This window comes from Streptococcus oralis, assembly GCF_026782085.1.
GTDB lineage: Bacteria > Bacillota > Bacilli > Lactobacillales > Streptococcaceae > Streptococcus > Streptococcus oralis_DA.
On record NZ_JAKUVW010000004.1, the window covers coordinates 725,380 to 747,310 of the forward strand.

The following is a 21,931-nucleotide window of genomic DNA, read 5'->3' on the forward strand; positions in this document are numbered from 1 at the left end:
TTCTTCCCCAACATATTCTCTATAGTTTCAAACACCAAAAAACCTGCCCTTAGGGGCAGGTTCTTTCTGTATTGTTCAGCTAGATTATGCTTTACCTTCTGAACCGAATACGTCAATACGTTCTTCAACAGATGCTTGGATAGCTTTTACACCGTCAGCCAAGAATTTACGTGGGTCGAAGAGTTTTTTCTTGTCGTATTCTGCTTCGTTTGCTTCGTAGTCACGAGCAAATTTACGAGTTGCGTTAGCGAATGCGATTTGACATTCAGTGTTAACGTTAACTTTCGCAACACCAAGTTTGATCGCTGCTTGGATTTGGTCATCAGGAATACCTGAACCACCGTGCAATACGATTGGGAAGCCTGGAAGAGCTTCTGTCAATTTCTTCAAGTGGTCAAGGTCAAGACCTTCCCAGTTTGCTGGGTAAGGACCGTGGATGTTACCGATACCAGCTGCCAAGAAGTCGATACCAGTTGCAACCATTGCTTTAGCGTCTTCGATTGGAGCCAATTCACCTTTACCGATGATACCGTCTTCTTCACCACCGATAGTACCAACTTCAGCTTCTACTGAGATACCTTTAGCGTGTGCTTTTTCAACAACATCTTTAGCCAATTTAAGGTTTTCTTCAACTGGAAGGTGTGAACCGTCAAACATGATTGAAGTGTAACCAACTTCGATACACTCAAGTGCATCTTCGTAGTGACCGTGGTCAAGGTGGATAGCTACTGGTACAGTGATACCCATTGACTCAACAAGGTTAGCGATCAAGTTGCGAGCAACTTTGTAACCACCCATGTATTTAGCAGCACCCATTGAAGTTTGGATCAAAACTGGAGCTTTTTTAGCTTCTGCTGCACGCAAGATAGCTTGAGTCCACTCAAGGTTGTTTGTGTTAAATCCACCAACTGCATAACCGTTGTCACGAGCTGCTTGGACAAATTTTTCTGCTGAAACGATTGCCATTTGTCAGGCCTCCTATATATTTTTTGGGACATCCCATTTACATTGTTCATTTTATCACTTTTTGATAAAAAAAGCTAGTTTTTCCCATACTTTAGATTGAATTTCTTCCAATCCAATCAATGTAAACCCTTTCTTTTCCTTAGTCCTGAGTGACTTTGGGATAACGTATGAAGAAGGTCAAGCGATCGCCCTGCATCTCAAAATGATAAGATAATTTCTCATGTTCTAATAAACTTTTGACCACAAAGAGTCCCATTCCTGAACCCTTGGCCTTGCGACTAGCATTTTCAGAAAAAGACTGGGCCAGTTTTTCTTGTTCTTCAGGACTACAGCTATTTTCGATAAAGAGTTCCCCCTCTCTCTCGCCGATGCGGACCAGGCCACCTGAAGTGGAGTGCTTGATGGCATTGCTGATGAGATTCGATAGGATCAACTTCATCACAGATGGGTTTATGTAAGCCTGCTGATGGGTTAGGCTAATGTCTACATGAAGTTCTCTCTCCTTGGCTAGCAAGGCATAATCCTTAACCAGAGTTTGCGTCATCTGAAGGAGGTCAACCTCTTCTTTCTCCTCTCGAATTTCCTGCACAGAAGAGAGAGAAAGTATCTGGAGAACGTGGTGACTGAGGTCGTCCACAATCCCCAAGGCAACTTCAAGATAGTGGTCTCTATCCTTGTAACGACCGATATTTTCTTTCATATTTTCGATTAGGATTTTGAGACTAGCCAGGGGGGTTTTCAGTTCATGAGAGGCCCCTCGTAGGAACTCAACCTTCATCTTCTCCAGCTGGAGAATAGCTTCATTCTTATCATGCAAGTCCGCAATGACTGTCAAGAGATGCTGATAAAGGCTATTGATTTGTTCCTTGAGATCACCTATCTCATCCTTAGAATCCACGCGCAACCGTACTTGAGCATCCAGTTCCATCATCCGACGGGTCACCCGCTTGATTTCCAAAATCGGGGCAACAATGGTTCGAGCGTAGATGTAGGCTACCAAGAGGGAAATCAGAAAGGATGCCAGCAAGGTATAGGGGAGAAATTGGAGACTAATCTGCTCTGCTTCCTTTTGCAGGTCCATGGAAGCTAGAAACTGAAGAGTCATAGTGCTACCATCTTGCGTTTTCACCTCACGCTCCTCGATAAAGAGGGAAGTGGTCTGGCGGTCCGTATCCAGAGGAAGATTGTCCTTGACTTCTAACTTGTCCTCAGTCATTTCTCCCTTGACAGCTCCTTTGATATCACTGCTCTGGGAATACAAATCTAACACTTGCTCGATACTCTGCCTATCCTTTCCTTCTAGGGATTGGGCAATAGCAGTCGCTTTTTGGCCAATGGTTTCCTGACGATGGCTCAGATAAGTAGAGGGAAAGAGAAAATAAATGGCTAAATGAAGACAAATAACCAGAACACTAAAAATCGAGAAGGTATAGATAAAAATCTTTGTAAATAAACCTGTTCGTTTCATTTTCGCTCCAATTTATAACCAACATTGCGCACCGTGAGGATACAATCCAAGTCTAGCTTTTTCCGCAGTTCCTTGATATAGACATCAATGACACGATCAAAGGGAACCTCATCTGTCGCCTTCCAGACAGCATCAATTATCTGAGAACGGGTCAAGGCCCGTCCTTCATTTTTCACCAGATAGTCCAGAATTTCCAACTCTTTAGCATTGATAGCCACTTCTTGACCTGCTAGGCTTGCACTGTAGCTCTCAAAGTCCACCTTTGTATCCTTATAGGAGAAGACTCGTCCCGTATCGTAGTAGCGCTTGAAAATCGCGTCTACCCTCACTTTTAAGAGGGAGAGGGAGAAGGGTTTTTCCAGATAGCCATCCGCCAGAGAGGCAAAGGCGCTCATCTTATATTCCTCATCCTGAAAGGCTGTCAGCATCAAGACAGGAACCTGACTGGTCTTACGAATCTCTGCTAGGACTTCTAGGCCATTAAGCTTGGGCATCTGGATATCCAGTAGTACTAGAGCAACTTCATAGCTGGAAAATTTTTCCAGAGCTTCTTGTCCATCTGCTGCCTCAATGGTTTCATAACCACAATCCGTCAAATAGTCACTGATTCCCTCACGGATCATCTCTTCATCTTCTACAATTAAAATTTTCATAGAAAAAACGTTTCACATTCCTTTAAATTTCTTGTAAATCTCTCTATTTCATCCTGATAAGAAGAGTCCTTATCAAGACAAAACAGATAAAAATGCTACCTATATTATACCCCATTTAGGGGAGAATAGGTAGCAAGTTTTTTATTCGCTATCGAGCAAGAGCTCTTTTGGTTGTTTTCTAAGGAGATTGCTTGAAGCAAGCGCCATAACGAGAATCACTAGAACCAAGGCAAGGACAAAGACGATGATAAAGTCTGATGTCTGAATAGAAATATCTAGGCTCGACAAGGTCTTGCTAAAGCCGTCTACTTCTGCACCACCACCAAGGTTAGAAGCTTGAGCAGCCTTGCTGGCTTGCTTGGCAACACCTGAAGTGACATTGGCAAGAACAGTATTTCCGATGGCACGAGCTGTGTAGTTGGCTAGGAAGTAAGCCGAAACAAGAGCAGGGATGGCAATCAAAATAGATTCGGTGATGAATTGCCCCAAGATACTTGCCTGCTTGAGACCGATAGAGAGGAGAATTCCCACTTCCTTGCGACGGGCATTGATCCAAAGACTGAGCAAGAGTGCAAGGAGAAGAACTGAGAAGCTCAAGCTACCCCAGAAGAGGAGGTTGGCCATCTTGTACATACCAGAGATGGATTGCTCTAGAGCTGGGTAGTTAGAGGAGCTCTTCACAAGTGTATAGCTCTTCCAGTTGATACCACTGATGCCATTCAACTCTTTCATAACATCATCCAAGTTCTTGTCTGCTGTTACAAAGAAGGTTGCGTCCCCATAAATAGCTGTGTCTTCTGTGTATCCATAAAGTTTTGCAGCAGTGTGAATGTCTGTGATAGCTGTGTTTTCATAGAGTTCTTGTGAGTAGGTTACTGCTGACTTATTGTGACCATCAAAGAGCCCCTTGATTGTCACTTCGACTGTTTCCTTGGCACCTTTTTCGTTGTCTGCATCATAGACATTAGAGTCCAATTTGACCTTATCTCCGACTTTCCAACCGTGTTTGGCTGCCAAGTCCTTGTGCATGAGAATCTTGTCCTTGTCGTCGTTGGTTAAGTGCTCACCTTCAACCAGCTTATATGAGCCAGAGACAAACTTATCTTCTTTAGAGGAGTCATTGACACCTGTAATCATCAAACTGCTTCCAAACCGTTTTGCTCGGTCAGCAGTAAGATTTTTCTTGGTTTCTGGCGTTTCGATGAGTTCATATCCAGTCAAATCTCCGATAGCGTTGATGCGTTTAACATAAGACTCGATGGCCTTATTTTCGGTGATTTTTTTGATATCCTCTCCCTTGATATTCCCAGAACCACGTGGCGTCCCTTGATTGACGCGACGATTGATTTGCATGGAGAAGCTATTGGTGATATTTTTAAAAGTCTCCTGAGAAGCCTTGGCAGTAGCTCCCTTGATCGACAAGCCGACCAAACTCAAGCTCGCCATGAGGAGAATAATCAGGAAGATAACAATCGATTTGAAAAACTTCCTTGTAACATAGGCAAATGCGTTGTGTAACATAGGTTCCCTTTCTAGATTTGATTTCATAATGCTATCAAAACAAGCTCATCTTATTTTGTAGTATTGCGAGTTTCAGTGAGTTTCTTATTCTTCAATTCAAGTGTAATATCTGATGCTTGTGCCACTTCTTTACTGTGAGTGACGACGATCACACATTTACCTGTTTTCTCGGCAAGTGATTTGAGCAGTTCGATAATATCTCCAGCAGTTTTAGGGTCCAGATTTCCTGTTGGCTCATCAGCTAGAATAACTGGAGCTTCTGAGACCAAACTGCGAGCAATAGCAACACGTTGCTGTTGACCACCTGATAACTGGAGAACGTTCCGCTTGATCTGACTTTCATCCAAACCAAGTTCAAGAAGTGTATCCTTGCTTGCTTTTTTGTTGACCAAGCGGATATTTTCCAGCGGAGAAAGATAATCTATCAAGTTATAATTCTGAAAGACCAGGGAAATATGGTGCATACGATGGTAAGAATATCCCTTGTTCCGAATATCCTCTCCTTGGAAAAGGATAGAACCTTCAACAGGACTATCTAGACCAGCCAGTAGGGACAAGAGAGTGGATTTTCCTGCTCCTGACTCACCAATGATACTATAAAATTTTCCGGGTTCAAAATTATACTTGATCTGATATAAAACTGCCTCAGCAGTGTTCTTATAACGGTAGGTAACATCTTGCAATTGTAATAAAGTCATGATTTCTCCTTCTTAACTAATAGATGATAAAATTTCCTTAGGCGATTTTCTAAATAAGAATAGGAAACAAAGGGCTACAGACAAGCAACCAATCAGGAGCAGAAAGACATAGGATTCTGCAAAGGATAGGAGACTAGTTGATAGACCACTTGCTTTGGCCAGCGTGTCCTGTAAGCTTGTCTGATCTCCACTGGCTAGTACAGTTTGGAGCAGATAGGATGTAATGGCATTCCCAGCGATAAAGGATGGAAGCAAAGCTCCGAGAGATACCAAAACTACCTCTAAACAGAATTGTAGGAAAATCGAACTCTTGCCTTTTCCAAGTGCCAGAAGAATCCCTACTTCGTAGACCCTTTCTCTCAACCAGAGAGACAAGACCAAGATTAAGGCTCCTGCTCCTGCTATCAACATCCCATAAAGGAAGATGGTCAGGAAGGTTTGGAAAGTTGCAACTGAGTCTTTGATTTGTTCAAAGGCCTTGTTTTCCTTCTCGACTTGGTAGCCTTGACTTTCTAAAGCCAGGTTTTCTACCTGCTTCATGAGTCCGTCCATTTCCTTAGGATTTTCTACATAGAAGCGCGCTGCACTGACTTGCGGTTCACTATTTCCCAGAAGCGTTTGGCTACTTTCATAGTCTGTAAAGACCTGGTTTTCACTGAAGTCAGAAGATAAGCCTGTGAACTTTTCTTGCTTTTTACCAGAAAAGATGCCAACAATCTCAAACTCAACTGTCTGTCCTTTTCCAGATTCTGACTGTCCGGCATCCAAGCGAATCTTGTCATGAAGCGAAAGACCGTTCTTCTTAGCCAACTCTTCGTGGATCAGGATTTTCTTGGAATCCCCTTTTTGAAGGTGTCGGCCTTCCTTTAGATTGAAAGCCGAACTGGTAAAGGTGACATCCTTGGATGAATCCTCAAGAGCTGTTAAGCTAACCAAATTCTTGTCTGATGCTGACAAATCATCACGTTCTACGCTCTGCTCGCCACTCACTGCTTCCTTGTCTTTCAGTTTTGCGACCGTCTCGAGTTCAGGAGAGACATTTTCCAGTCCCTTAATCTTGCTAACTGATGCTAGGTCCGATAACTTGAAGGTCTGACCATTTTCGATCTTTTTGATAGAAAAAGAAGTATTGAGTGATTTGTAAAGATTGCTTTCTACTGTTTTGTTGGACTTCATCAGCGTCAAACAGGCTGAAATTCCTGCTAAAAGAACAAATAAAATCAGAAATAAAATAAAACTTCTCAGTCGTTTTCTGCTGACATAAGCCCAAGCTCTTTGGATTGGATTCATTTGTCACCTCCATATTTGTAAGACTATTATAAAATCCAAATATGAAATGTTTATGAAATCGAAAAAAATTTTGATTTATTTTTTGAAAAAAAGCTGGTATTTCTACCAGCTCCATTTTTATAACTGCATCCACTCAAAGCAAAGAAAATGCAGAAACTAAACCAGAGAGGATGTTGGCTGTGGCATGCATTAGCCAACTTGGTAAAATTGATCCTCCTGCTATCTTTTCATTAACAAAGCCAAGATAAGCTGCTATTGCTCCAGTAAAAAATACAATGAAAAAAGTGACTTCCAAACTCACTACTGAAGCAAACAATACTCCATGAAGCAATCCAAAAGCGAAGGCCTGTATGGTATTTGCAAAGACAAACGGCATGTGATTTGCCATTCGTTTCAGTAGAAAACCTCTAAATAATAGTTCCTCTGGTAAAGATGTTTGCAAAATACTGTAAATTAGAATACTTGGTAAAGCCTTATATTCCATAGCAGAAAAAGCCGAAGTAGCTGTTTCTAGACCACGAGTAAGAGGAAAGATAAGGATAGAAAAAATAGTAAATAAAGAAAATCCCCCCACCATCCATAAAATCAGATGCAAAGTTTTTACTCTTTTAATAGCTTTTAGTCCGATCCATTCCATAAATGGAACTTTCCCCCTCATAGTCATAAACCACCAGATAGAAGGTAGTAAAATAATAAAGAGAATTTGAATAAAGGCGCTCATTATTCGTTGAAGTTCATTAACCATCGTAATCCTCCTTTACACTTTTGAAATACTCATTTCAAATACCAAACGACTATCTACTCCTCCTTTCCTACCTTATATATCCGTTTTAACCAAGCCTATTAGTATCCATTACTCGATGATCTTTCATATAAGACTTTTTGCAGTTACTTTCTATCTATATTATAGCACTATTTAAAAAAAGAAAAAAACAAGAAAGGTAGACCTCTCTTGTTGAATAATCACTATGCGTGCTAACAAAAAAAGAGCTAGCCAAAGCTAACTCTTACCCTATGCGGAGAGAGGGACTTGAACCCTCACGACCTAAAGCGGTCACAGGATCCTTAGTCCTGCGCGTCTGCCAATTCCGCCATCCCCGCGTCGATTACTTTACTAGTATATCAACTTTCAAAATCTTTGTCAACACTTTTTTCAGATTTTTTTCATTTTTCCAACAGGCTTATAGTTCAATTTCAGCAAGGTTTTCATCCAGTAATTTTGCTCCCAATGTGTTCTTAAAATGCCCAAGAGCAAACTGATGATTTTCTGGCCAAATAGAGGCAACTGCAGGCTTAACAATCTCAATTTGATAACCTAAATTATAAGCATCAATAGCCGTATGAAGGACGCAAATGTCCGTCAAAACACCTGTTAAGATAACAGTGTCAACCCGACGTTCTCGCAAACGGATATCTAAGTCCGTTCCTGAAAAAGCTGAATAGTGACGCTTATCCATCCAAAAGACACGACTATCCGCCTCATGCTCAGCATAAAAATCAGCTAGGGAGCCATAAAGGTTACGCCCACTAGTTCCGATGATGTTGTGCGGTGGAAAGAGCTTGCTTTCTGGGTGGAATGTATCCTTCTCTTCATGAGCATCAATGGTAAAAAAGACATAGTCTCCACGATCAAAAGCTAATCTAGTTACCTGATCAATGGCTTTTGATATCGCTTGAGCAGGTGCGCCAGCAGTTAGCTTTCCATGGTCTGCTACGAAATCCTCTGTATAGTCAATCGAGATTAAAGCCTTTGCCATTAGTAGTCCCTCTTTTTCACTTCCTCAAAAATATCTGAAATCAATACCTTGAGATAGGTCCCCTTCATTCCTAGTGAACGACTCTCAATAATTCCCGCCGACTCCAATTTACGAAGCGCATTGACAATCACTGAGCGCGTAATGCCAATACGATCTGCAATAACTGATGCAGTCAGCTGCCCTTCATTTCCATCCAATTCAGCTAAAATAGCTGATACGGCACGAAGTTCTGAATAGGAAAGGGTGTTGACCGCCATGGTAACAGCCGTACGACGGCGAATATTTTTCTCATCTTCTTCACGTTGGAAGTTCAATAGTTGAATTCCCACAACCGTGCTCGCAATCTCGACAAGAATCAAATCTTCATCTTCAAATTTCTTATCATTGCGCCAAATAATCAAGGAACCCAAACGAATCCCTGATACATGAATCGGAGCGATGGTCGTCAACCCATCTGGAAAGTCCGCACGACTCTCTACAGGGAAAATGGTCAAATCATGTTCAACAGGAAGATTGGCTTCCGTATCATAGATCATGTTTGCCCCTTGTACATAGACGTCAGGGAAGGTTTTGGTTTGGAAGAATTGTTCTACACGGTCATTATTGGTCTTATAACGCATAAAGTAACCCAAGAGACGTCCCTTGTTATTTACAATACAAGCGTTACAGTCAATAATATCAGCTAACTGGCGTGTTATTGCATTGTAAGGAAGTTCATCTTGGAGTTGCTCCTCAGAGCGCTTTAGAATAGACGTGATTTTTCTTGTTTTTTCTAATAAATGTGCCATTTTTTACCTCGCATATAATCGCTTCCATTATAACATAGAAAAGTCTTTATTTCAATAATTATCTGAAAATTGCTTATTTAATTGCAATTTTGAACAGCAAAAATATTTTAGAAAAAAAGCGATTTTTTTATTGACATCCTATTTTATTTTTGATATTATAACATTATAAGAAGATGACATGATAAATCCCTTTCCGTTTCACCTATCCTTTACTATCACCATCTTCTTTTACTATCGGTCTCCTTATATATAAAAGCGATTCACATTGTGAATCGCTTTTTTCTATTTGTCTCCTTTGTTACGAATAACAAAGCCGGTTTTCTTTTCGCTTGAAGTGTTGCGAGGTTTTTTATTGTCTTTATTACGGTAACGTCTGTCTTTATCAAAACGGTCGTTTCCACGACTGCCTTTCTTGAACTCATCACGGCGACCATTGCCACGACGATCACGATCTCGACGGTCGTCTCCACGACGGCCTCCACGACCTCCCTTACCTTTGCCACCAAAGCCATTACCTGATGGTTTAAATGGCAGTGGTTTTTCACGCGCAATCTCCACTTCAGGAAGGCTGTCTGGATCTTGGACTGTCAGACTCAAGATATACATAGCCAATTCTTCTGGACTAAATTCTGCAGCTAACTTACGAGCATCTTTAGTAAATTTTTCAAAGTTCCCACGAATGGCTTCGTCTGCGAAGTCTCGTTCGATTTTCTTGAGCGCTACTTGTTTCTTAGCTTGGAAGGCTTCCTCTGCACTTGCAGGTTTAAGACCTTTCATGCGCTTCTTGGTCAAGTTTTCGATGATTTGGAGATAGCCCATTTCATTTGGAGCTACGAAAGTAATGGATTGACCTGACTTACCAGCACGACCTGTACGACCGATACGGTGAACATAGCTTTCAGGATCTTGTGGAATATCGTAGTTGTAGACATGGGTCACACCTGAGATATCCAAACCACGCGCTGCAACGTCTGTCGCAACGAGAACATCTAGATTGCCATTTTTAAAATCCCGAAGGACACGAAGACGTTTGTTTTGGTCCAAATCACCATGAATCCCTTCTGCACGGAAGCCACGAATTTTAAGTCCACGAGTCAATTCATCTACACGGCGTTTGGTACGACCAAATACGATAGCAAGCTCTGGTTGTTCCACATCCATAAGACGTGTCATGGTATCAAATTTCTCTTGTTCTTTGACACGGATATAGTACTGGTCCACCAGCTCTGTTGTCAATTCCTTTGCAGCAATCTTGACATGCTCAGGGTCCTTCATAAACTGAACACCAATACGTTTGATAGCATCTGGCATGGTTGCTGAAAAGAGCAAGGTTTGACGATTTTCAGGGACACGGGAAATGATGGCTTCGATGTCTTCAAGGAAGCCCATATTGAGCATTTCATCCGCTTCGTCAAGGATGAGGGTTTCAATGTCTTGTAATTTCAAGGCCTTGCGTTTAATCAAGTCCAAGAGACGGCCTGGTGTTCCTACCACGATATGGGCACCAGATTTAAGGGCCTTGATTTGTTTTTCAATGCTGGAACCACCGTAAACTGAGCGAACTTTCACTCCCTTGCTACGGCCAAATCGGAAGAGTTCTTCTTGGCTTTGAACAGCGAGTTCACGAGTTGGAGCGATGACCAAGGCTTGGATGGTCGCTTCTTCTGTACGGATTTTTTCAAGGGTTGGCAAGCCAAAAGCTGCAGTTTTTCCTGTACCAGTCTGAGCTTGACCGATAACGTCTTTTCCTTCGAGAGCCAAGGGAATGGTCTGTTCTTGGATGGGACTGGCTTCTACAAATCCAGCTTTTTCAATCTCTGCTAGCAATTCAGCAGACAAGTTAAATTCATTAAATTTCACGTTATTCTTCTTTCTAAAGGTGGTGCGAAGCCACCCTATAGGGCTTTAGTTTATACTTTTCTTTTCATGACGTATCTTCAACAAAAATGAGATACCGTGTTGCTTCTTTTCCACGAAAGAAAAGTACTAGTTTCTTTGCAACCTATCTAGTATAACACAAGAGCGGGGCAAAAGATAGTAGAATCCTTAAGGAAAATCATGTAAGCGGTTTTTGGATTTCCTTTTTGATTGAACGACCTAGATAATAAGACAAAGCCAAGGCTATACTATATAAAATGAGAAAAACGAACAAGGTTTGTGTGTAAGAATGAGCTATTTTATAAGTCTCTGCTAATAAAATAGGCCCTGCTAAACCAGCCATTGCCCAAGCTGTTAAAATATATCCATGCAGAGCGGCCAATTCCTTGGTTCCAAAAATATCACTGAGATAAGCCGGAATCAATGAAAAACCAGCTCCATAGCAAGTCATCAAAATAGACATAGCGACTACAAATAAAACGGAATCTGTAAAGAGCCAAAGTGAGAGAGAAAAGAAAAGATTGACAAGCAGTAATATACTAAAGGTTAGAGGGCGACCGATATAGTCAGATAAACTCGCCCAGAGCAAACGACCAAACCCATTGAAAATCCCTAAAACGCCCACCATTACTGCTGCATGACTTGTAGACAAGCCAGCCATCTCCTGTGCCATTGGCGATGCCGCTGATATTAAGCCTAAACCACAAGCTATGTTGATAAAGAAAATAATCCAAAGTATATAAAACCGATTGCTTTTCAGGGCCTGATTCGCAGCCATTCCTTGCGTCAAAGAGGCTGTTTTTTCTTTCCCTGAAACAGATAAAATTGCAAGCTCTTGCTCATTTGGACGCTTAATGAATTGTGAAGCTAGGAGCATGATAATAAAGTAACTTGCACCTAAAATATAAAAAGTTTCTACAAGCCCTACCCCTGCGATGAGATGTTGCGCTATGGGACTAGTCAATAAAGAAGCAAAACCAAACCCCATAATCGCTAAACCTGTTGCGAGACCACGTTTATCAGGAAACCATTTTATAATCGTTGACACAGGGGTAATATAGCCTGCTCCCAAACCAAGCCCACCTAAAATACCATAAGCGAGATACAACAACCACAGCTCCTGACGGTCTATTGCAAATCCTGTTAAGATATTTCCACCTGCGTATAGAAAAGCAGATAGACTCCCCATGACTCTCGGACCAAATTTTTCTACCAAACGCCCCATAAATGCAGCCGATAATCCCAAACAAAAGATTGCTAGACTAAAGGCAAAGGCAACAGAAGCCTGATCCCATCCCGTTTTTTCAATAATAGGGTTGCGATAAACACTCCAAGCATAAGTCGAACCCAGCATTAAGTGTAAAATGACCCCAGCAAAGGCAATAATATAACGATTCGATTTCATAAAACCTCCTATTTTCGAACATTTATTCTATTTTATATAAAAATAGATAGGATTTTAGTTTATCAAGCTTGTCAAAAAATTACTAGTTTTTTGTTTGGAAAGCGTTTTTATCTTTTTCTGTCTTTCCCGTAGCAGATTTGTGCAAAAAGTTTTTTCTTATGCTAGAATGAAAATCGAATAGGAGGACTATAAATGTTAACATATGATTTAATTGTTATTGGATTTGGTAAAGCTGGGAAGACACTGGCTGGTAAACTAGCTTCAGCTGGCAAAAAAGTTGCCCTGATTGAACGTAGCAAAGCTATGTACGGTGGAACTTGTATCAACATCGGTTGTATCCCAACTAAGACCTTATTAGTTGCTGCTGAGAAAGACTTGTCTTTTGAAGAAGTGATTGCTACTAAAAACACGATCACTGGTCGCCTCAATGGTAAAAACTATGCGACTGTTGCGGGTACAGGCCTGGATATCTTTGATGCGGAAGCTCACTTCCTTTCAAACAAAGTCATCGAAATCCAAGCTGGTGACGAAAAACAAGAACTCACTGCTGAAACTATCGTTATCAACACTGGTGCTGTTTCAAACGTCTTGCCAATCCCTGGACTTGCTACAAGCAAAAACGTCTTTGACTCAACAGGTATCCAAAACTTGGACAAATTGCCTGAAAAACTTGGAGTTCTTGGTGGCGGAAACATCGGTCTTGAATTTGCAGGTCTTTACAACAAACTTGGAAGCAAGGTTACAGTCCTAGATGCCTTGGATACTTTCCTACCTCGTGCAGAGCCTTCCATTGCAGCTCTTGCTAAACAATACATGGAAGAAGACGGTATTGAATTACTTCAAAACATCCGTACTACTGAAATCAGAAACGACGGTGACCAAGTCCTTGTCGTAACTGAAAACGAAACGTACCGTTTCGACGCTCTTCTCTACGCAACTGGACGTAAACCAAACGTAGAACCACTTCAACTTGAAAATACAGATATTGAACTAACGGAACGTGGTGCTATCAAGGTAGACAAACATTGTCAAACAAACGTTCCTGGTGTCTTTGCAGTCGGAGACGTCAACGGTGGACCTCAATTTACCTACATTTCACTTGATGACTTCCGTGTTGTCTACAGCTACCTTGCTGGAGATGGCAGCTACACACTTGAAGACCGTCTCAATGTGCCAAACACTATGTTCATCACACCTGCACTTTCACAAGTTGGTTTGACTGAAAGCCAAGCAGCTGATTTGAAACTTCCATACGCAGTGAAGGAAATCCCTGTTGCTGCCATGCCTCGTGGTCACGTAAATGGCGACCTTCGTGGAGCCTTCAAAGCTGTTGTTAATACTGAAACAAAAGAAATTCTTGGAGCAAGCATCTTCTCAGAAGGCTCTCAAGAAATCATCAACATCATCACTGTTGCAATGGACAACAAGATTCCTTACACTTACTTCACAAAACAAATCTTCACTCACCCAACTTTGGCTGAGAACTTGAATGACTTGTTTGCGATTTAAGTTGAGACTGATTTGTTAGCTAACAGCCCGACGAGGGCTGTTTTTGTTTCTGCGAAATCTCAAATCTGCCTTTTCCCTCTTTTATGATATAATATCCCAACTTTATTTAGCAGTCCTAATTATATATTGAGTCTCAGGTCACTCTTTCAAATATCAGCAATACATATGACTTTGAATAACTCGCTTCAGCTCATCGTTTTATGGGTAATTTAAAAAGTATATTTTGCAATGATTGTTTCATGCCTAATTAGTAAATTATCCACTCTTTGCGCGGGTCGTATGTATATTTTCATCATTTGTGGAGAGGTTTTACCGTTTGCAAATTGATGGCTAAGTCGATATATTTTTTCTTCTCAAATATTTTCCAAATCATTTAATCTTTTTAAAGATAAGAATCACTTTCTAATCAATCAAAGGATAATTCAAATTTCTTCGTTCTTGATAATATGAGCAATACTCTGCAAAATGTTTAAACTTTATCATTGTAAAAAATATCGAAAGAAATCCCATATTACATTAGTATATATTTGGTATGGGATGAAATTGACTTTCGAAAATATTAACTATATAATGTCTGTAAACAAGAAATAATGAGGTAACGATTATGAATAAAACAGAATTACTATTACAAAGACTAGGTGATATTGGTCAGTCTCTAAAAGATTCTAGACAAGCACTAGCTTTGCTGGCACTTGGTTCTTGCGGAGCAGAAAGAGAACGATTGGATCAGTACTCCGATTTGGATTTCTTTGTTATTGTAAAAGATGGCTACAAGCAGGCCTATATACAGGATCTAACTTGGTTAAGTAATCTAGAACCAATTGCATTTCACTACCAAAATACAGTGGACGGACATAAAGTTCTATTTGAAGATGATGTTTTTTGTGAATTTGCTGTCTTTGAAGCTCATGAACTAGTAAACATTCCCTTCGCTGAAGGCAAGATTATCTGGAAGGAGGTCGGTTTTGATGGAACAATCTGCCAGCCACAAAGATTGCCATCAAAAGAAAATAGAGACCGTGAATGGCTGTTGGGAGAAATTTTATGCAACCTATATATAGGACTAGGTCGCTATCAACGAGGCGAAAAATTGGCTGCTTATGATTTCATCCAAAACAGATCCGTCAAGCTTTGGACCGAACTAATCAATTTGGAAAAAACTTCTAAATCTGATTTTATAGATATTTTTAACAGCAACAGAAGATTTGAAAAAGGTTATCCAAATGAGGCCAAACAATTGCCTCACTTTTTGCAAGGTTACGAACGGATTTCTGAATCTGCTCAGGCACTCCTAGAATATCTTGATAAACACTATCCTCTTAACGCATTTATAAAAGAAAAAATTCGTAATTTATTATAAAAGAGACTTTCCAAAAAATAATCTAAATCCCAAAAGTTAGGTATCTTTGTCAACTATAATGGATTAATGAAATTTTAAAACCTGTAGAAGGTAATCGATGTCCTCTCCTTTCTTATGTTCAGAGCAAGAAAGATTTATTTCTTAAAGTTGCCAAAGTTATCAAATTCAAAGATATTGTATTTGATTGGTTTAATCAGAACCTAAAAAGCACCTCTAAGGTTACTTCTTTAGTTGATCTTAGAGTTTACTTTAGTTATTGGACTGCTGGGCGCAGTATGATATAATAGAAACATGAAATTAAAAACTACTTTGGGCCTTCTTGCTGGGCGTTCATCTCACTTCATCTTGAGCCGTCTTGGCCGTGGAAGTACGCTCCCAGGAAAACTCGCCCTTCAATTTGATAAAGATATTTTACAAAATCTAGCTAAGAACTACGAGATTGTCGTGGTCACTGGTACCAATGGAAAAACCTTAACAACCGCCCTGACTGTCGGCATTTTAAAAGAAGTTTATGGTCAGGTTCTGACCAATCCTAGTGGTGCCAACATGATCACAGGGATTACGACAACCTTCTTGACAGCCAAATCCTCTAAAACTGGGAAAAACATTGCTGTTCTTGAAATTGATGAGGCCAGTCTTTCTCGTATCTGTGACTATATCCATCCTAGCCTTTTTGTCATTACTAATATTTTCCGTGACCAGATGGACCGCTATGGTGAGATTTACACAACTTATAACATGATTTTGGATGCCATCCGTAAAGTGCCTACGGCTACAGTTCTCCTCAATGGTGACAGTCCACTTTTCTACAAGCCAGCTATTCCAAATCCTGTACAGTATTTTGGTTTTGACTTGGAGAAAGGGCCAGCCCAACTGGCTCACTACAATACCGAAGGGATTCTCTGCCCTGACTGTAAAGGCATCCTCAAATATGAGCACAATACCTATGCCAACTTGGGAGCCTATATCTGCGAAAATTGTGGTTGCAAACGACCTGACTTGGACTACCGTCTGACAGACTTGGTTGAGTTAACCAACAATCGCTCCCGCTTTGTCATTGACGGCCAAGAATACGGCATCCAAATCGGTGGACTTTACAACATCTACAATGCTCTTGCTGCGGTTGCCATCGCCCGTTTCCTCGGGGCTGATTCACAACTCATCAAGCAAGGATTTGATAAGAGTCGCGCTGTCTTTGGACGCCAGGAAACCTTCCATATCGGCGACAAGGAATGTACTCTCGTCTTAATTAAGAATCCAGTCGGTGCAACTCAGGCTATCGAGATGATTAAACTAGCGCCTTATCCATTTAGCCTATCTGTTCTCCTCAATGCCAACTATGCTGATGGGATTGACACTAGCTGGATCTGGGATGCTGACTTTGAACAAATCACTGACATGGACATTCCTGAAATCAACGCTGGCGGTGTTCGTCATTCTGAAATCGCGCGTCGTCTACGAGTGACAGGCTATCCAGCTGAGAAAATCACTGAAACAAGCAATCTGGAACAAGTTCTCAAAACCATTGAGAACCAAGATTGTAAGCATGCCTATATCCTGGCTACCTATACTGCTATGCTTGAATTCCGCGAACTGCTGGCTAGTCGTCAGATTGTTAGAAAGGAGATGAACTAATGGTTTATACTTCACTTTCCTCAAAAGCTGGCAACTACCCTTATCAGCTCAACATCGCCCACCTCTATGGAAACCTCATGAATACCTACGGGGACAATGGAAACATCCTCATGCTCAAGTATGTAGCTGAAAAACTGGGGGCACATGTAACAGTTGATATCGTTTCTCTCCATGATGACTTTGACGAAAATCACTACGATATCGCCTTTTTCGGTGGCGGTCAAGACTTTGAACAAAGTATTATCGCTGGAGACCTTCCTGCTAAAAAAGAAAGCATTGACAACTACATCCAAAACGACGGAGTGGTTCTAGCTATCTGTGGTGGTTTCCAACTATTGGGCCAATATTATGTTGAGGCTTCAGGTAAACGCATCGAAGGGCTCGGTGTCATGGGACATTATACCCTCAACCAAACCAACAACCGCTTTATCGGTGACATCAAGATTCACAATGAAGACTTCGATGAAACCTACTATGGCTTTGAAAATCATCAAGGTCGCACCTTCCTCTCAGATGACCAAAAACCACTGGGACAGGTGGTCTATGGAAATGGAAACAACGAAGAAAAGGTCGGCGAAGGGGTTCATTATAGGAACGTCTTTGGTTCCTACTTCCACGGACCTATCCTCTCTCGTAATGCCAATCTGGCTTATCGCCTCGTCACTACTGCTCTCAAGAAGAAATACGGTCAGGATATCCAACTCCCTGCCTATGAGAACATCCTCAGTCAAGAAATCGCTGAAGAATACAGCGACGTCAAAAGCAAGGCTGACTTTTCTTAAACTAAGGAAAATTATATCAAAGAACTCCCCTATCTTGTCGGAGTTCTTTTTGCCTGTTCTTTTACCCTTCTCCCTTGCATTTTCTCTCTTTTTTTGCCAAAATAGAGGGGTAGAAAGAAGGTAGCATATGTCTAAATTACAACAAATCCTAACATATCTTGAATCAGAAAAACTAGACGTCGCTGTCGTATCTGACCCCGTCACTATCAATTACCTCACTGGCTTTTACAGTGATCCCCATGAACGCCAAATGTTCCTCTTTGTCCTAGCAAATCAGGAACCGCTTCTCTTCGTTCCAGCCCTTGAAGTAGAGCGTGCAACAAGCACTGTTTCCTTCCCAGTTATGGGCTATGTGGACTCTGAAAACCCTTGGAAGAAAATCCAAAATGCCTTGCCACAGTTAGACTTCAGACGTGTGGCAGTCGAGTTTGACAATCTCATCTTAACCAAATACCATGGTTTGAAAACAGTTTTTGAAACTGCTGAGTTTGAAAACCTCACTCCTCGCATCCAACGCATGCGCCTCATCAAATCAGCTGATGAAGTGCAAAAAATGATGGTTGCTGGTCTCTATGCTGATAAGGCGGTTAAAGTTGGTTTTGACAATATTTCTCTTGATAAGACTGAGACAGATATCATTGCACAAATCGACTTTGCCATGAAGCATGAAGGCTATGAAATGAGCTTTGATACCATGGTCTTGACTGGTGATAACGCTGCAAATCCACACGGTATCCCTGGAGCAAACAAGGTCGAAAAGGATGCCCTTCTCCTCTTTGACCTCGGTGTCATGGTCAATGGCTACGCCTCAGATATGACTCGTACGATCGCTGTCGGCAAACCAGACCAATTCAAAAAAGATATTTACAACTTGACCCTTGAAGCCCAACAAGCTGCCCTTGACTTTATCAATCCAGGTGTGACTGCCCATGAAGTGGACCGCGCCGCCCGTGAAGTCATCGAAAAAGCGGGCTACGGTGAGTACTTCAACCACCGTCTCGGTCACGGTATCGGTATGGATGTCCACGAATTTCCATCTATCATGGAAGGAAACGACATGGTCATCGAAGAAGGCATGTGCTTCTCTGTTGAACCAGGTATCTATATCCCTGGAAAAGTCGGTGTCCGTATCGAAGACTGCGGTGTCGTCACTAAGGATGGCTTTGACCTCTTCACCAGCACCAGCAAAGACTTGCTTTATTTTGATTAATGGTATTATTTTATGTTAAATGATTTCTTTAAATTAGTTGACAACGTTACTAACGAAACTTCTAAGGTTGTAAATGGTATCGTTAATGAATCCTCGAAGGTTGTTAATGATATTGCTAATGAGACTTCAAAAGCCGTAAAAATAGTTGTCGATGAAACTTCAAAAATAACTGGCAATACTGTAGATGGAGCTGTGAATATAGTCAATAATACTATGACAGGAATTTCTAATGTTATAAGTATTCCAGGTAAAGTTGTAAATATTATTCTTGAAGTACACTCATGGAATAGTCAAGAGCGTCTTGAAAAGAAACAAGATGAGGAGCTTAGACAATCTTTATCCATTCAATTTCCAGAATTCTTAAATCAAGAAGAGTTCAATAGAATAATTCACGAAGAAACCGATAAAATTATTCGAATAAAAAAAGTAGAAATTAGCCAAGCTTTAATTAATTTGGAGGTATATTCAAATAGTCGAATTTCAACTTGGTGTTTTACTTTAGATTATAATGATTATGGAATTTTAACAGGAAAAGTTAGAATCTCAAGTGAAAACACTGACTCAAGTATGCCTAAAAATGTTAGTTTACGAATTTCGGAGCGGCTTAATGATATTTTAAAGAATCAGTATATTCTTCCACCTGATGATTATGAGATTTTACTTGCAAAAGAACCTTTCGAAGTAAAAGAGCTTTTTGAGAATATTGGATTTCATAATGTAACATTACTTGAAGAAAAATATGAAAAATTACCTCATTTTATTAAAAATTACAAAATACATAGTATTACAATAGAAAATTGCAAATATTTTGATAAAGATTCCTATTTTGATAGTAATTCTTCTGTTGTAATTTCCTATTATCTACAGGAAGACTGAGAGTCAAAATAATAAAACGCATAGTATCAAGTTTATTCAACACCTGATACTATGCGTTTTTTGATTTTAAAGACTTTTGACTCAACCTCTCTACTTAATCTTCTTAACACTCTGAAAGACTACAAATCCCACAACCATTCCCAAGGTATTTTGCAGGAAGTTTGGAAGGATTTCTGGCAAGGCTGCTGACCAGCCATTCATAAGGGTAGAACCTAGGGCGTAGCCACTTACCATGACGATAGTAGCCAAGACAAGGCCTAGCCATTGCCACTTCCCTTTAAAACCTGCAAAAAATCCTTGCAAGCCATGGTTCACTAAACTAAAGAACATCCACTGTGGATAGCCTGATAAAAGGTCAATTAGGAATCCTGCTAGTCCTCCAACGACAGCTCCTTCTTTACTGCCAAAGTAAAAGGCAGTAAAGAAAATACCTGCATCCAAGAGAGTCAATATTCCTGTTGGCGTTCCAATTTTCAAGTAATAACCTAGAACCACAGAAAGGGCGGTTAGAAGGGATACAAGGGCGATTTTAGTTGTTTTTGTTTGCTTCATATTGTCTTACTCCATATTGATCTGCTTGTGCAATGGCACGGTAAACGAAAGCTTTAGAGCTCTCCACTGCTGTTAAAAGTTCATCACCTTTAACCAAGTGACTGGCAATGCTTGAGGCAAAGGTGCATCCTGCACCAGCATTCTGCCCTTGGATAACGGGATTTTCTAGGACAGTGAAAGTTTGTCCATCATAAAAGACATCCACAGCCTTGTCCTGACTAAGGCGATTGCCTCCCTTGATAATAACTGCTGGCGCTCCTAAATCATGCAATTTCTGCGCTGCAGTTTTCATATCTTCCAATGTTTTGATCTCTTGACCCGCTAACAATTCTGCTTCAGGAAGATTTGGCGTAATCACACTGACATGAGGGAAAAAACGAATCAACTCTTGGCAGAGCTCACTAACAGCCACGTCGTGCGTTTCCTTGCAGACCAAAACGGGGTCCAATACCACAGGCACTCCTGGACGTTGCTTGATAAAGTCCAAGGCCTTCTCAGCCACACTGACAGTAGGAAGAAGGCCAATCTTAATCCCTGCAAACTCGACATCACGTAAGCTATTCAACTCATGTTGAAAAATAGTATCATCTGTAGGGAAGACTTCAAACCCCTTCTCTGTCAAGGCTGTCAAACAAGTCACTGCTACAAAGCCATGCAAGCCGTTTAAGGTATAGGTGGCAAGATCAGCTGATAAACCACCACCACTAAAAATATCATTCCCAGAAAGGGCTAAAATACGATTATTCTTCATAACGAATCTCCTTTAAATACAAGCCATTCGGTGCAGCCGTTGGACCTGCTAGCTGCCTGTCCTTCTTCTCCAAAATCAAGTCAATCTGCTCAACTGGCATTCGATTATTTCCGATTTTGAGCAGTGTCCCCACCATATTACGAATCTGTTTATATAAGAATCCATTTCCTGAAAAGGTAAAAGTCAAAAACTGCCCTGTCTCATCAACACTAAGACTGGCTTCTGTAATGGTCCGAACCTTGTCCTCTACACTGGTTCCAGATGCTGTAAAACCGGTAAAATCGTGGGTTCCTTCTAATTTCTTGACAGCCTCCTGCATCCGCTCCACATCGAGGGGATAGGGAAAGTGAGTAGCATAGTGACGGCGCATGGGATTTTTAGGACGCCCCCTATCTACTATAAACTCATAGGTCTTGCTATGTTTTGCATAACGGCAATGAAAATCATCCGCCACAATCTCAATCGAAATCACATCGATATCTTCTGGTGACTGAGTATCCAGAGCAAAACGGAGTTTTTCCTCATCCATCTGATAGGGCAGATCAAAATGAATGACCTGTTCCAGAGCATGGACCCCACTATCCGTCCTACCAGCACCATGAACAGCGATGGCTTGCCCCTTATTGAGTCTCGTTAAGGTTTTTTCGATTTCCTCTTGAACGCTCCGCGCATGAGGCTGGCGCTGAAAACCGGCAAAGGCAAAACCATCATAAGAAATAGTTGCTTTATATCTTGTCATAACTTCTATTTTATCAGGAAATAAAAGTGTAAACAAGTTTAAAAACCAATAATTGTCTGGGTACAAAATTCCCAGAAAGAAAAACTTAGGAAA

General features: G+C 40.9%; 20 protein-coding genes and 1 tRNA gene. 6 read left to right on the forward strand and 15 right to left on the reverse strand.

Features of this window, described 5'->3' with window-relative positions:
* Positions 1–84 precede the first annotated feature (84 nt).
* The 12 genes from MK395_RS05760 to MK395_RS05815 form a co-directional block, all read right to left on the reverse strand.
* Positions 85–966 (reverse strand): class II fructose-bisphosphate aldolase, encoded by an 882-nt coding sequence (locus tag MK395_RS05760; protein WP_001018995.1) that lies wholly within the window; start codon positions 964–966, stop codon positions 85–87.
* Between the two features lie 139 nt (positions 967–1,105).
* Positions 1,106–2,434, reverse strand: a complete 1,329-nt coding sequence (gene vncS, locus MK395_RS05765; RefSeq protein ID WP_268711468.1) for a sensor histidine kinase VncS — start codon at positions 2,432–2,434, stop codon at positions 1,106–1,108.
* Entirely contained in the window at positions 2,431–3,087 is a 657-nt protein-coding gene (vncR, locus tag MK395_RS05770) for a response regulator transcription factor VncR (RefSeq protein WP_000697942.1), read from the reverse strand. The genes vncS and vncR overlap by 4 nt, the downstream gene beginning before the upstream one ends.
* A gap of 141 nt (positions 3,088–3,228) precedes the next feature.
* Entirely contained in the window at positions 3,229–4,608 is a 1,380-nt protein-coding gene (vex3, locus tag MK395_RS05775) for an ABC transporter permease subunit Vex3 (protein ID WP_268711469.1), read from the reverse strand.
* A 50-nt stretch (positions 4,609–4,658) separates the two neighbouring features.
* Complete coding sequence (vex2, locus tag MK395_RS05780) at positions 4,659–5,306, reverse strand: ABC transporter ATP-binding subunit Vex2 (protein WP_000173736.1); 648 nt, start codon at positions 5,304–5,306, stop codon at positions 4,659–4,661.
* A 12-nt stretch (positions 5,307–5,318) separates the two neighbouring features.
* Entirely contained in the window at positions 5,319–6,596 is a 1,278-nt protein-coding gene (locus MK395_RS05785; RefSeq protein WP_125391129.1) for an ABC transporter permease, read from the reverse strand.
* A 133-nt stretch (positions 6,597–6,729) separates the two neighbouring features.
* Entirely contained in the window at positions 6,730–7,341 is a 612-nt protein-coding gene (locus tag MK395_RS05790) for a CPBP family intramembrane glutamic endopeptidase (protein WP_084860171.1), read from the reverse strand.
* A gap of 270 nt (positions 7,342–7,611) precedes the next feature.
* A tRNA-Leu gene (locus tag MK395_RS05795) sits at positions 7,612–7,697 on the reverse strand.
* Between the two features lie 80 nt (positions 7,698–7,777).
* Positions 7,778–8,353, reverse strand: a complete 576-nt coding sequence (locus MK395_RS05800) for a cysteine hydrolase family protein (RefSeq protein ID WP_084943806.1) — start codon at positions 8,351–8,353, stop codon at positions 7,778–7,780.
* Positions 8,353–9,141: a GTP-sensing pleiotropic transcriptional regulator CodY gene (codY, locus tag MK395_RS05805; RefSeq protein ID WP_042902566.1), complete on the reverse strand. Its 789-nt coding sequence runs from the start codon at positions 9,139–9,141 to the stop codon at positions 8,353–8,355. Before codY ends, MK395_RS05800 begins: the two co-directional genes overlap by 1 nt.
* A gap of 282 nt (positions 9,142–9,423) precedes the next feature.
* On the reverse strand, positions 9,424–11,001 hold the full coding sequence (locus tag MK395_RS05810) for a DEAD/DEAH box helicase (RefSeq protein WP_084943807.1): 1,578 nt from the start codon (positions 10,999–11,001) through the stop codon (positions 9,424–9,426).
* 196 nt (positions 11,002–11,197) lie between these two features.
* Positions 11,198–12,424 carry an L-lactate MFS transporter gene (locus tag MK395_RS05815; protein ID WP_000841589.1) on the reverse strand — a complete coding sequence of 409 codons (1,227 nt, stop codon included), beginning with the start codon at positions 12,422–12,424 and terminating at the stop codon, positions 11,198–11,200.
* Positions 12,425–12,616: 192 nt separating this feature from the next.
* Here MK395_RS05815 and MK395_RS05820 point away from each other — a divergent pair, with 192 nt between their 5' ends.
* The 6 genes from MK395_RS05820 to MK395_RS05845 all read left to right on the forward strand — a co-directional run bounded on the left by MK395_RS05820 (position 12,617) and on the right by MK395_RS05845 (position 19,796).
* A complete protein-coding gene (locus MK395_RS05820; protein ID WP_268711470.1) occupies positions 12,617–13,933 on the forward strand; it encodes an FAD-containing oxidoreductase in 1,317 nt (438 codons plus the stop codon).
* Between the two features lie 604 nt (positions 13,934–14,537).
* Complete coding sequence (locus MK395_RS05825; protein WP_268711471.1) at positions 14,538–15,293, forward strand: hypothetical protein; 756 nt, start codon at positions 14,538–14,540, stop codon at positions 15,291–15,293.
* Positions 15,294–15,584: 291 nt separating this feature from the next.
* Positions 15,585–16,928 carry a lipid II isoglutaminyl synthase subunit MurT gene (gene murT, locus MK395_RS05830; protein WP_268711472.1) on the forward strand — a complete coding sequence of 448 codons (1,344 nt, stop codon included), beginning with the start codon at positions 15,585–15,587 and terminating at the stop codon, positions 16,926–16,928.
* Positions 16,928–17,710, forward strand: coding sequence for a lipid II isoglutaminyl synthase subunit GatD (gatD, locus tag MK395_RS05835; RefSeq protein ID WP_268711473.1), 783 nt, complete (start codon positions 16,928–16,930; stop codon positions 17,708–17,710). The genes murT and gatD overlap by 1 nt, the downstream gene beginning before the upstream one ends.
* 127 nt (positions 17,711–17,837) lie before the next feature.
* Positions 17,838–18,920 carry a M24 family metallopeptidase gene (locus MK395_RS05840; RefSeq protein WP_132973654.1) on the forward strand — a complete coding sequence of 361 codons (1,083 nt, stop codon included), beginning with the start codon at positions 17,838–17,840 and terminating at the stop codon, positions 18,918–18,920.
* 12 nt (positions 18,921–18,932) lie between these two features.
* Complete coding sequence (locus tag MK395_RS05845) at positions 18,933–19,796, forward strand: hypothetical protein (RefSeq protein ID WP_061408616.1); 864 nt, start codon at positions 18,933–18,935, stop codon at positions 19,794–19,796.
* 90 nt (positions 19,797–19,886) lie between these two features.
* Here MK395_RS05845 and MK395_RS05850 read toward each other — a convergent pair whose 3' ends face one another.
* Genes MK395_RS05850 through truA form a run of 3 tightly spaced genes read right to left on the reverse strand, consistent with a single transcriptional unit; the run spans position 19,887 to position 21,838 of the window.
* Positions 19,887–20,348, reverse strand: coding sequence for an ECF transporter S component (locus tag MK395_RS05850; protein WP_061408613.1), 462 nt, complete (start codon positions 20,346–20,348; stop codon positions 19,887–19,889).
* Complete coding sequence (locus MK395_RS05855) at positions 20,326–21,099, reverse strand: bifunctional hydroxymethylpyrimidine kinase/phosphomethylpyrimidine kinase (protein ID WP_268711474.1); 774 nt, start codon at positions 21,097–21,099, stop codon at positions 20,326–20,328. Before MK395_RS05855 ends, MK395_RS05850 begins: the two co-directional genes overlap by 23 nt.
* Positions 21,089–21,838: a tRNA pseudouridine(38-40) synthase TruA gene (gene truA, locus MK395_RS05860; RefSeq protein WP_000199174.1), complete on the reverse strand. Its 750-nt coding sequence runs from the start codon at positions 21,836–21,838 to the stop codon at positions 21,089–21,091. The genes MK395_RS05855 and truA overlap by 11 nt, the downstream gene beginning before the upstream one ends.
* Between the last annotated feature and the right edge of the window lie 93 nt (positions 21,839–21,931).

Coding starts and splice junctions, on each gene's coding strand:
- MK395_RS05840 (WP_132973654.1), top strand. CDS start 17,838: ATGTCTAAATTACAACAAATCCTAACATATCTTGAATCAGAAAAACTA.
- MK395_RS05845 (WP_061408616.1), top strand. CDS start 18,933: ATGTTAAATGATTTCTTTAAATTAGTTGACAACGTTACTAACGAAACT.
- MK395_RS05855 (WP_268711474.1), bottom strand. CDS start 21,099: ATGAAGAATAATCGTATTTTAGCCCTTTCTGGGAATGATATTTTTAGT.
- vex2 (WP_000173736.1), bottom strand. CDS start 5,306: ATGACTTTATTACAATTGCAAGATGTTACCTACCGTTATAAGAACACT.
- MK395_RS05760 (WP_001018995.1), bottom strand. CDS start 966: ATGGCAATCGTTTCAGCAGAAAAATTTGTCCAAGCAGCTCGTGACAAC.
- truA (WP_000199174.1), bottom strand. CDS start 21,838: ATGACAAGATATAAAGCAACTATTTCTTATGATGGTTTTGCCTTTGCC.
- vncS (WP_268711468.1), bottom strand. CDS start 2,434: ATGAAACGAACAGGTTTATTTACAAAGATTTTTATCTATACCTTCTCG.
- MK395_RS05785 (WP_125391129.1), bottom strand. CDS start 6,596: ATGAATCCAATCCAAAGAGCTTGGGCTTATGTCAGCAGAAAACGACTG.
- MK395_RS05815 (WP_000841589.1), bottom strand. CDS start 12,424: ATGAAATCGAATCGTTATATTATTGCCTTTGCTGGGGTCATTTTACAC.
- MK395_RS05790 (WP_084860171.1), bottom strand. CDS start 7,341: ATGGTTAATGAACTTCAACGAATAATGAGCGCCTTTATTCAAATTCTC.
- MK395_RS05800 (WP_084943806.1), bottom strand. CDS start 8,353: ATGGCAAAGGCTTTAATCTCGATTGACTATACAGAGGATTTCGTAGCA.
- codY (WP_042902566.1), bottom strand. CDS start 9,141: ATGGCACATTTATTAGAAAAAACAAGAAAAATCACGTCTATTCTAAAG.
- vex3 (WP_268711469.1), bottom strand. CDS start 4,608: ATGTTACACAACGCATTTGCCTATGTTACAAGGAAGTTTTTCAAATCG.
- MK395_RS05850 (WP_061408613.1), bottom strand. CDS start 20,348: ATGAAGCAAACAAAAACAACTAAAATCGCCCTTGTATCCCTTCTAACC.
- vncR (WP_000697942.1), bottom strand. CDS start 3,087: ATGAAAATTTTAATTGTAGAAGATGAAGAGATGATCCGTGAGGGAATC.
- murT (WP_268711472.1), top strand. CDS start 15,585: ATGAAATTAAAAACTACTTTGGGCCTTCTTGCTGGGCGTTCATCTCAC.
- gatD (WP_268711473.1), top strand. CDS start 16,928: ATGGTTTATACTTCACTTTCCTCAAAAGCTGGCAACTACCCTTATCAG.
- MK395_RS05820 (WP_268711470.1), top strand. CDS start 12,617: ATGTTAACATATGATTTAATTGTTATTGGATTTGGTAAAGCTGGGAAG.
- MK395_RS05825 (WP_268711471.1), top strand. CDS start 14,538: ATGAATAAAACAGAATTACTATTACAAAGACTAGGTGATATTGGTCAG.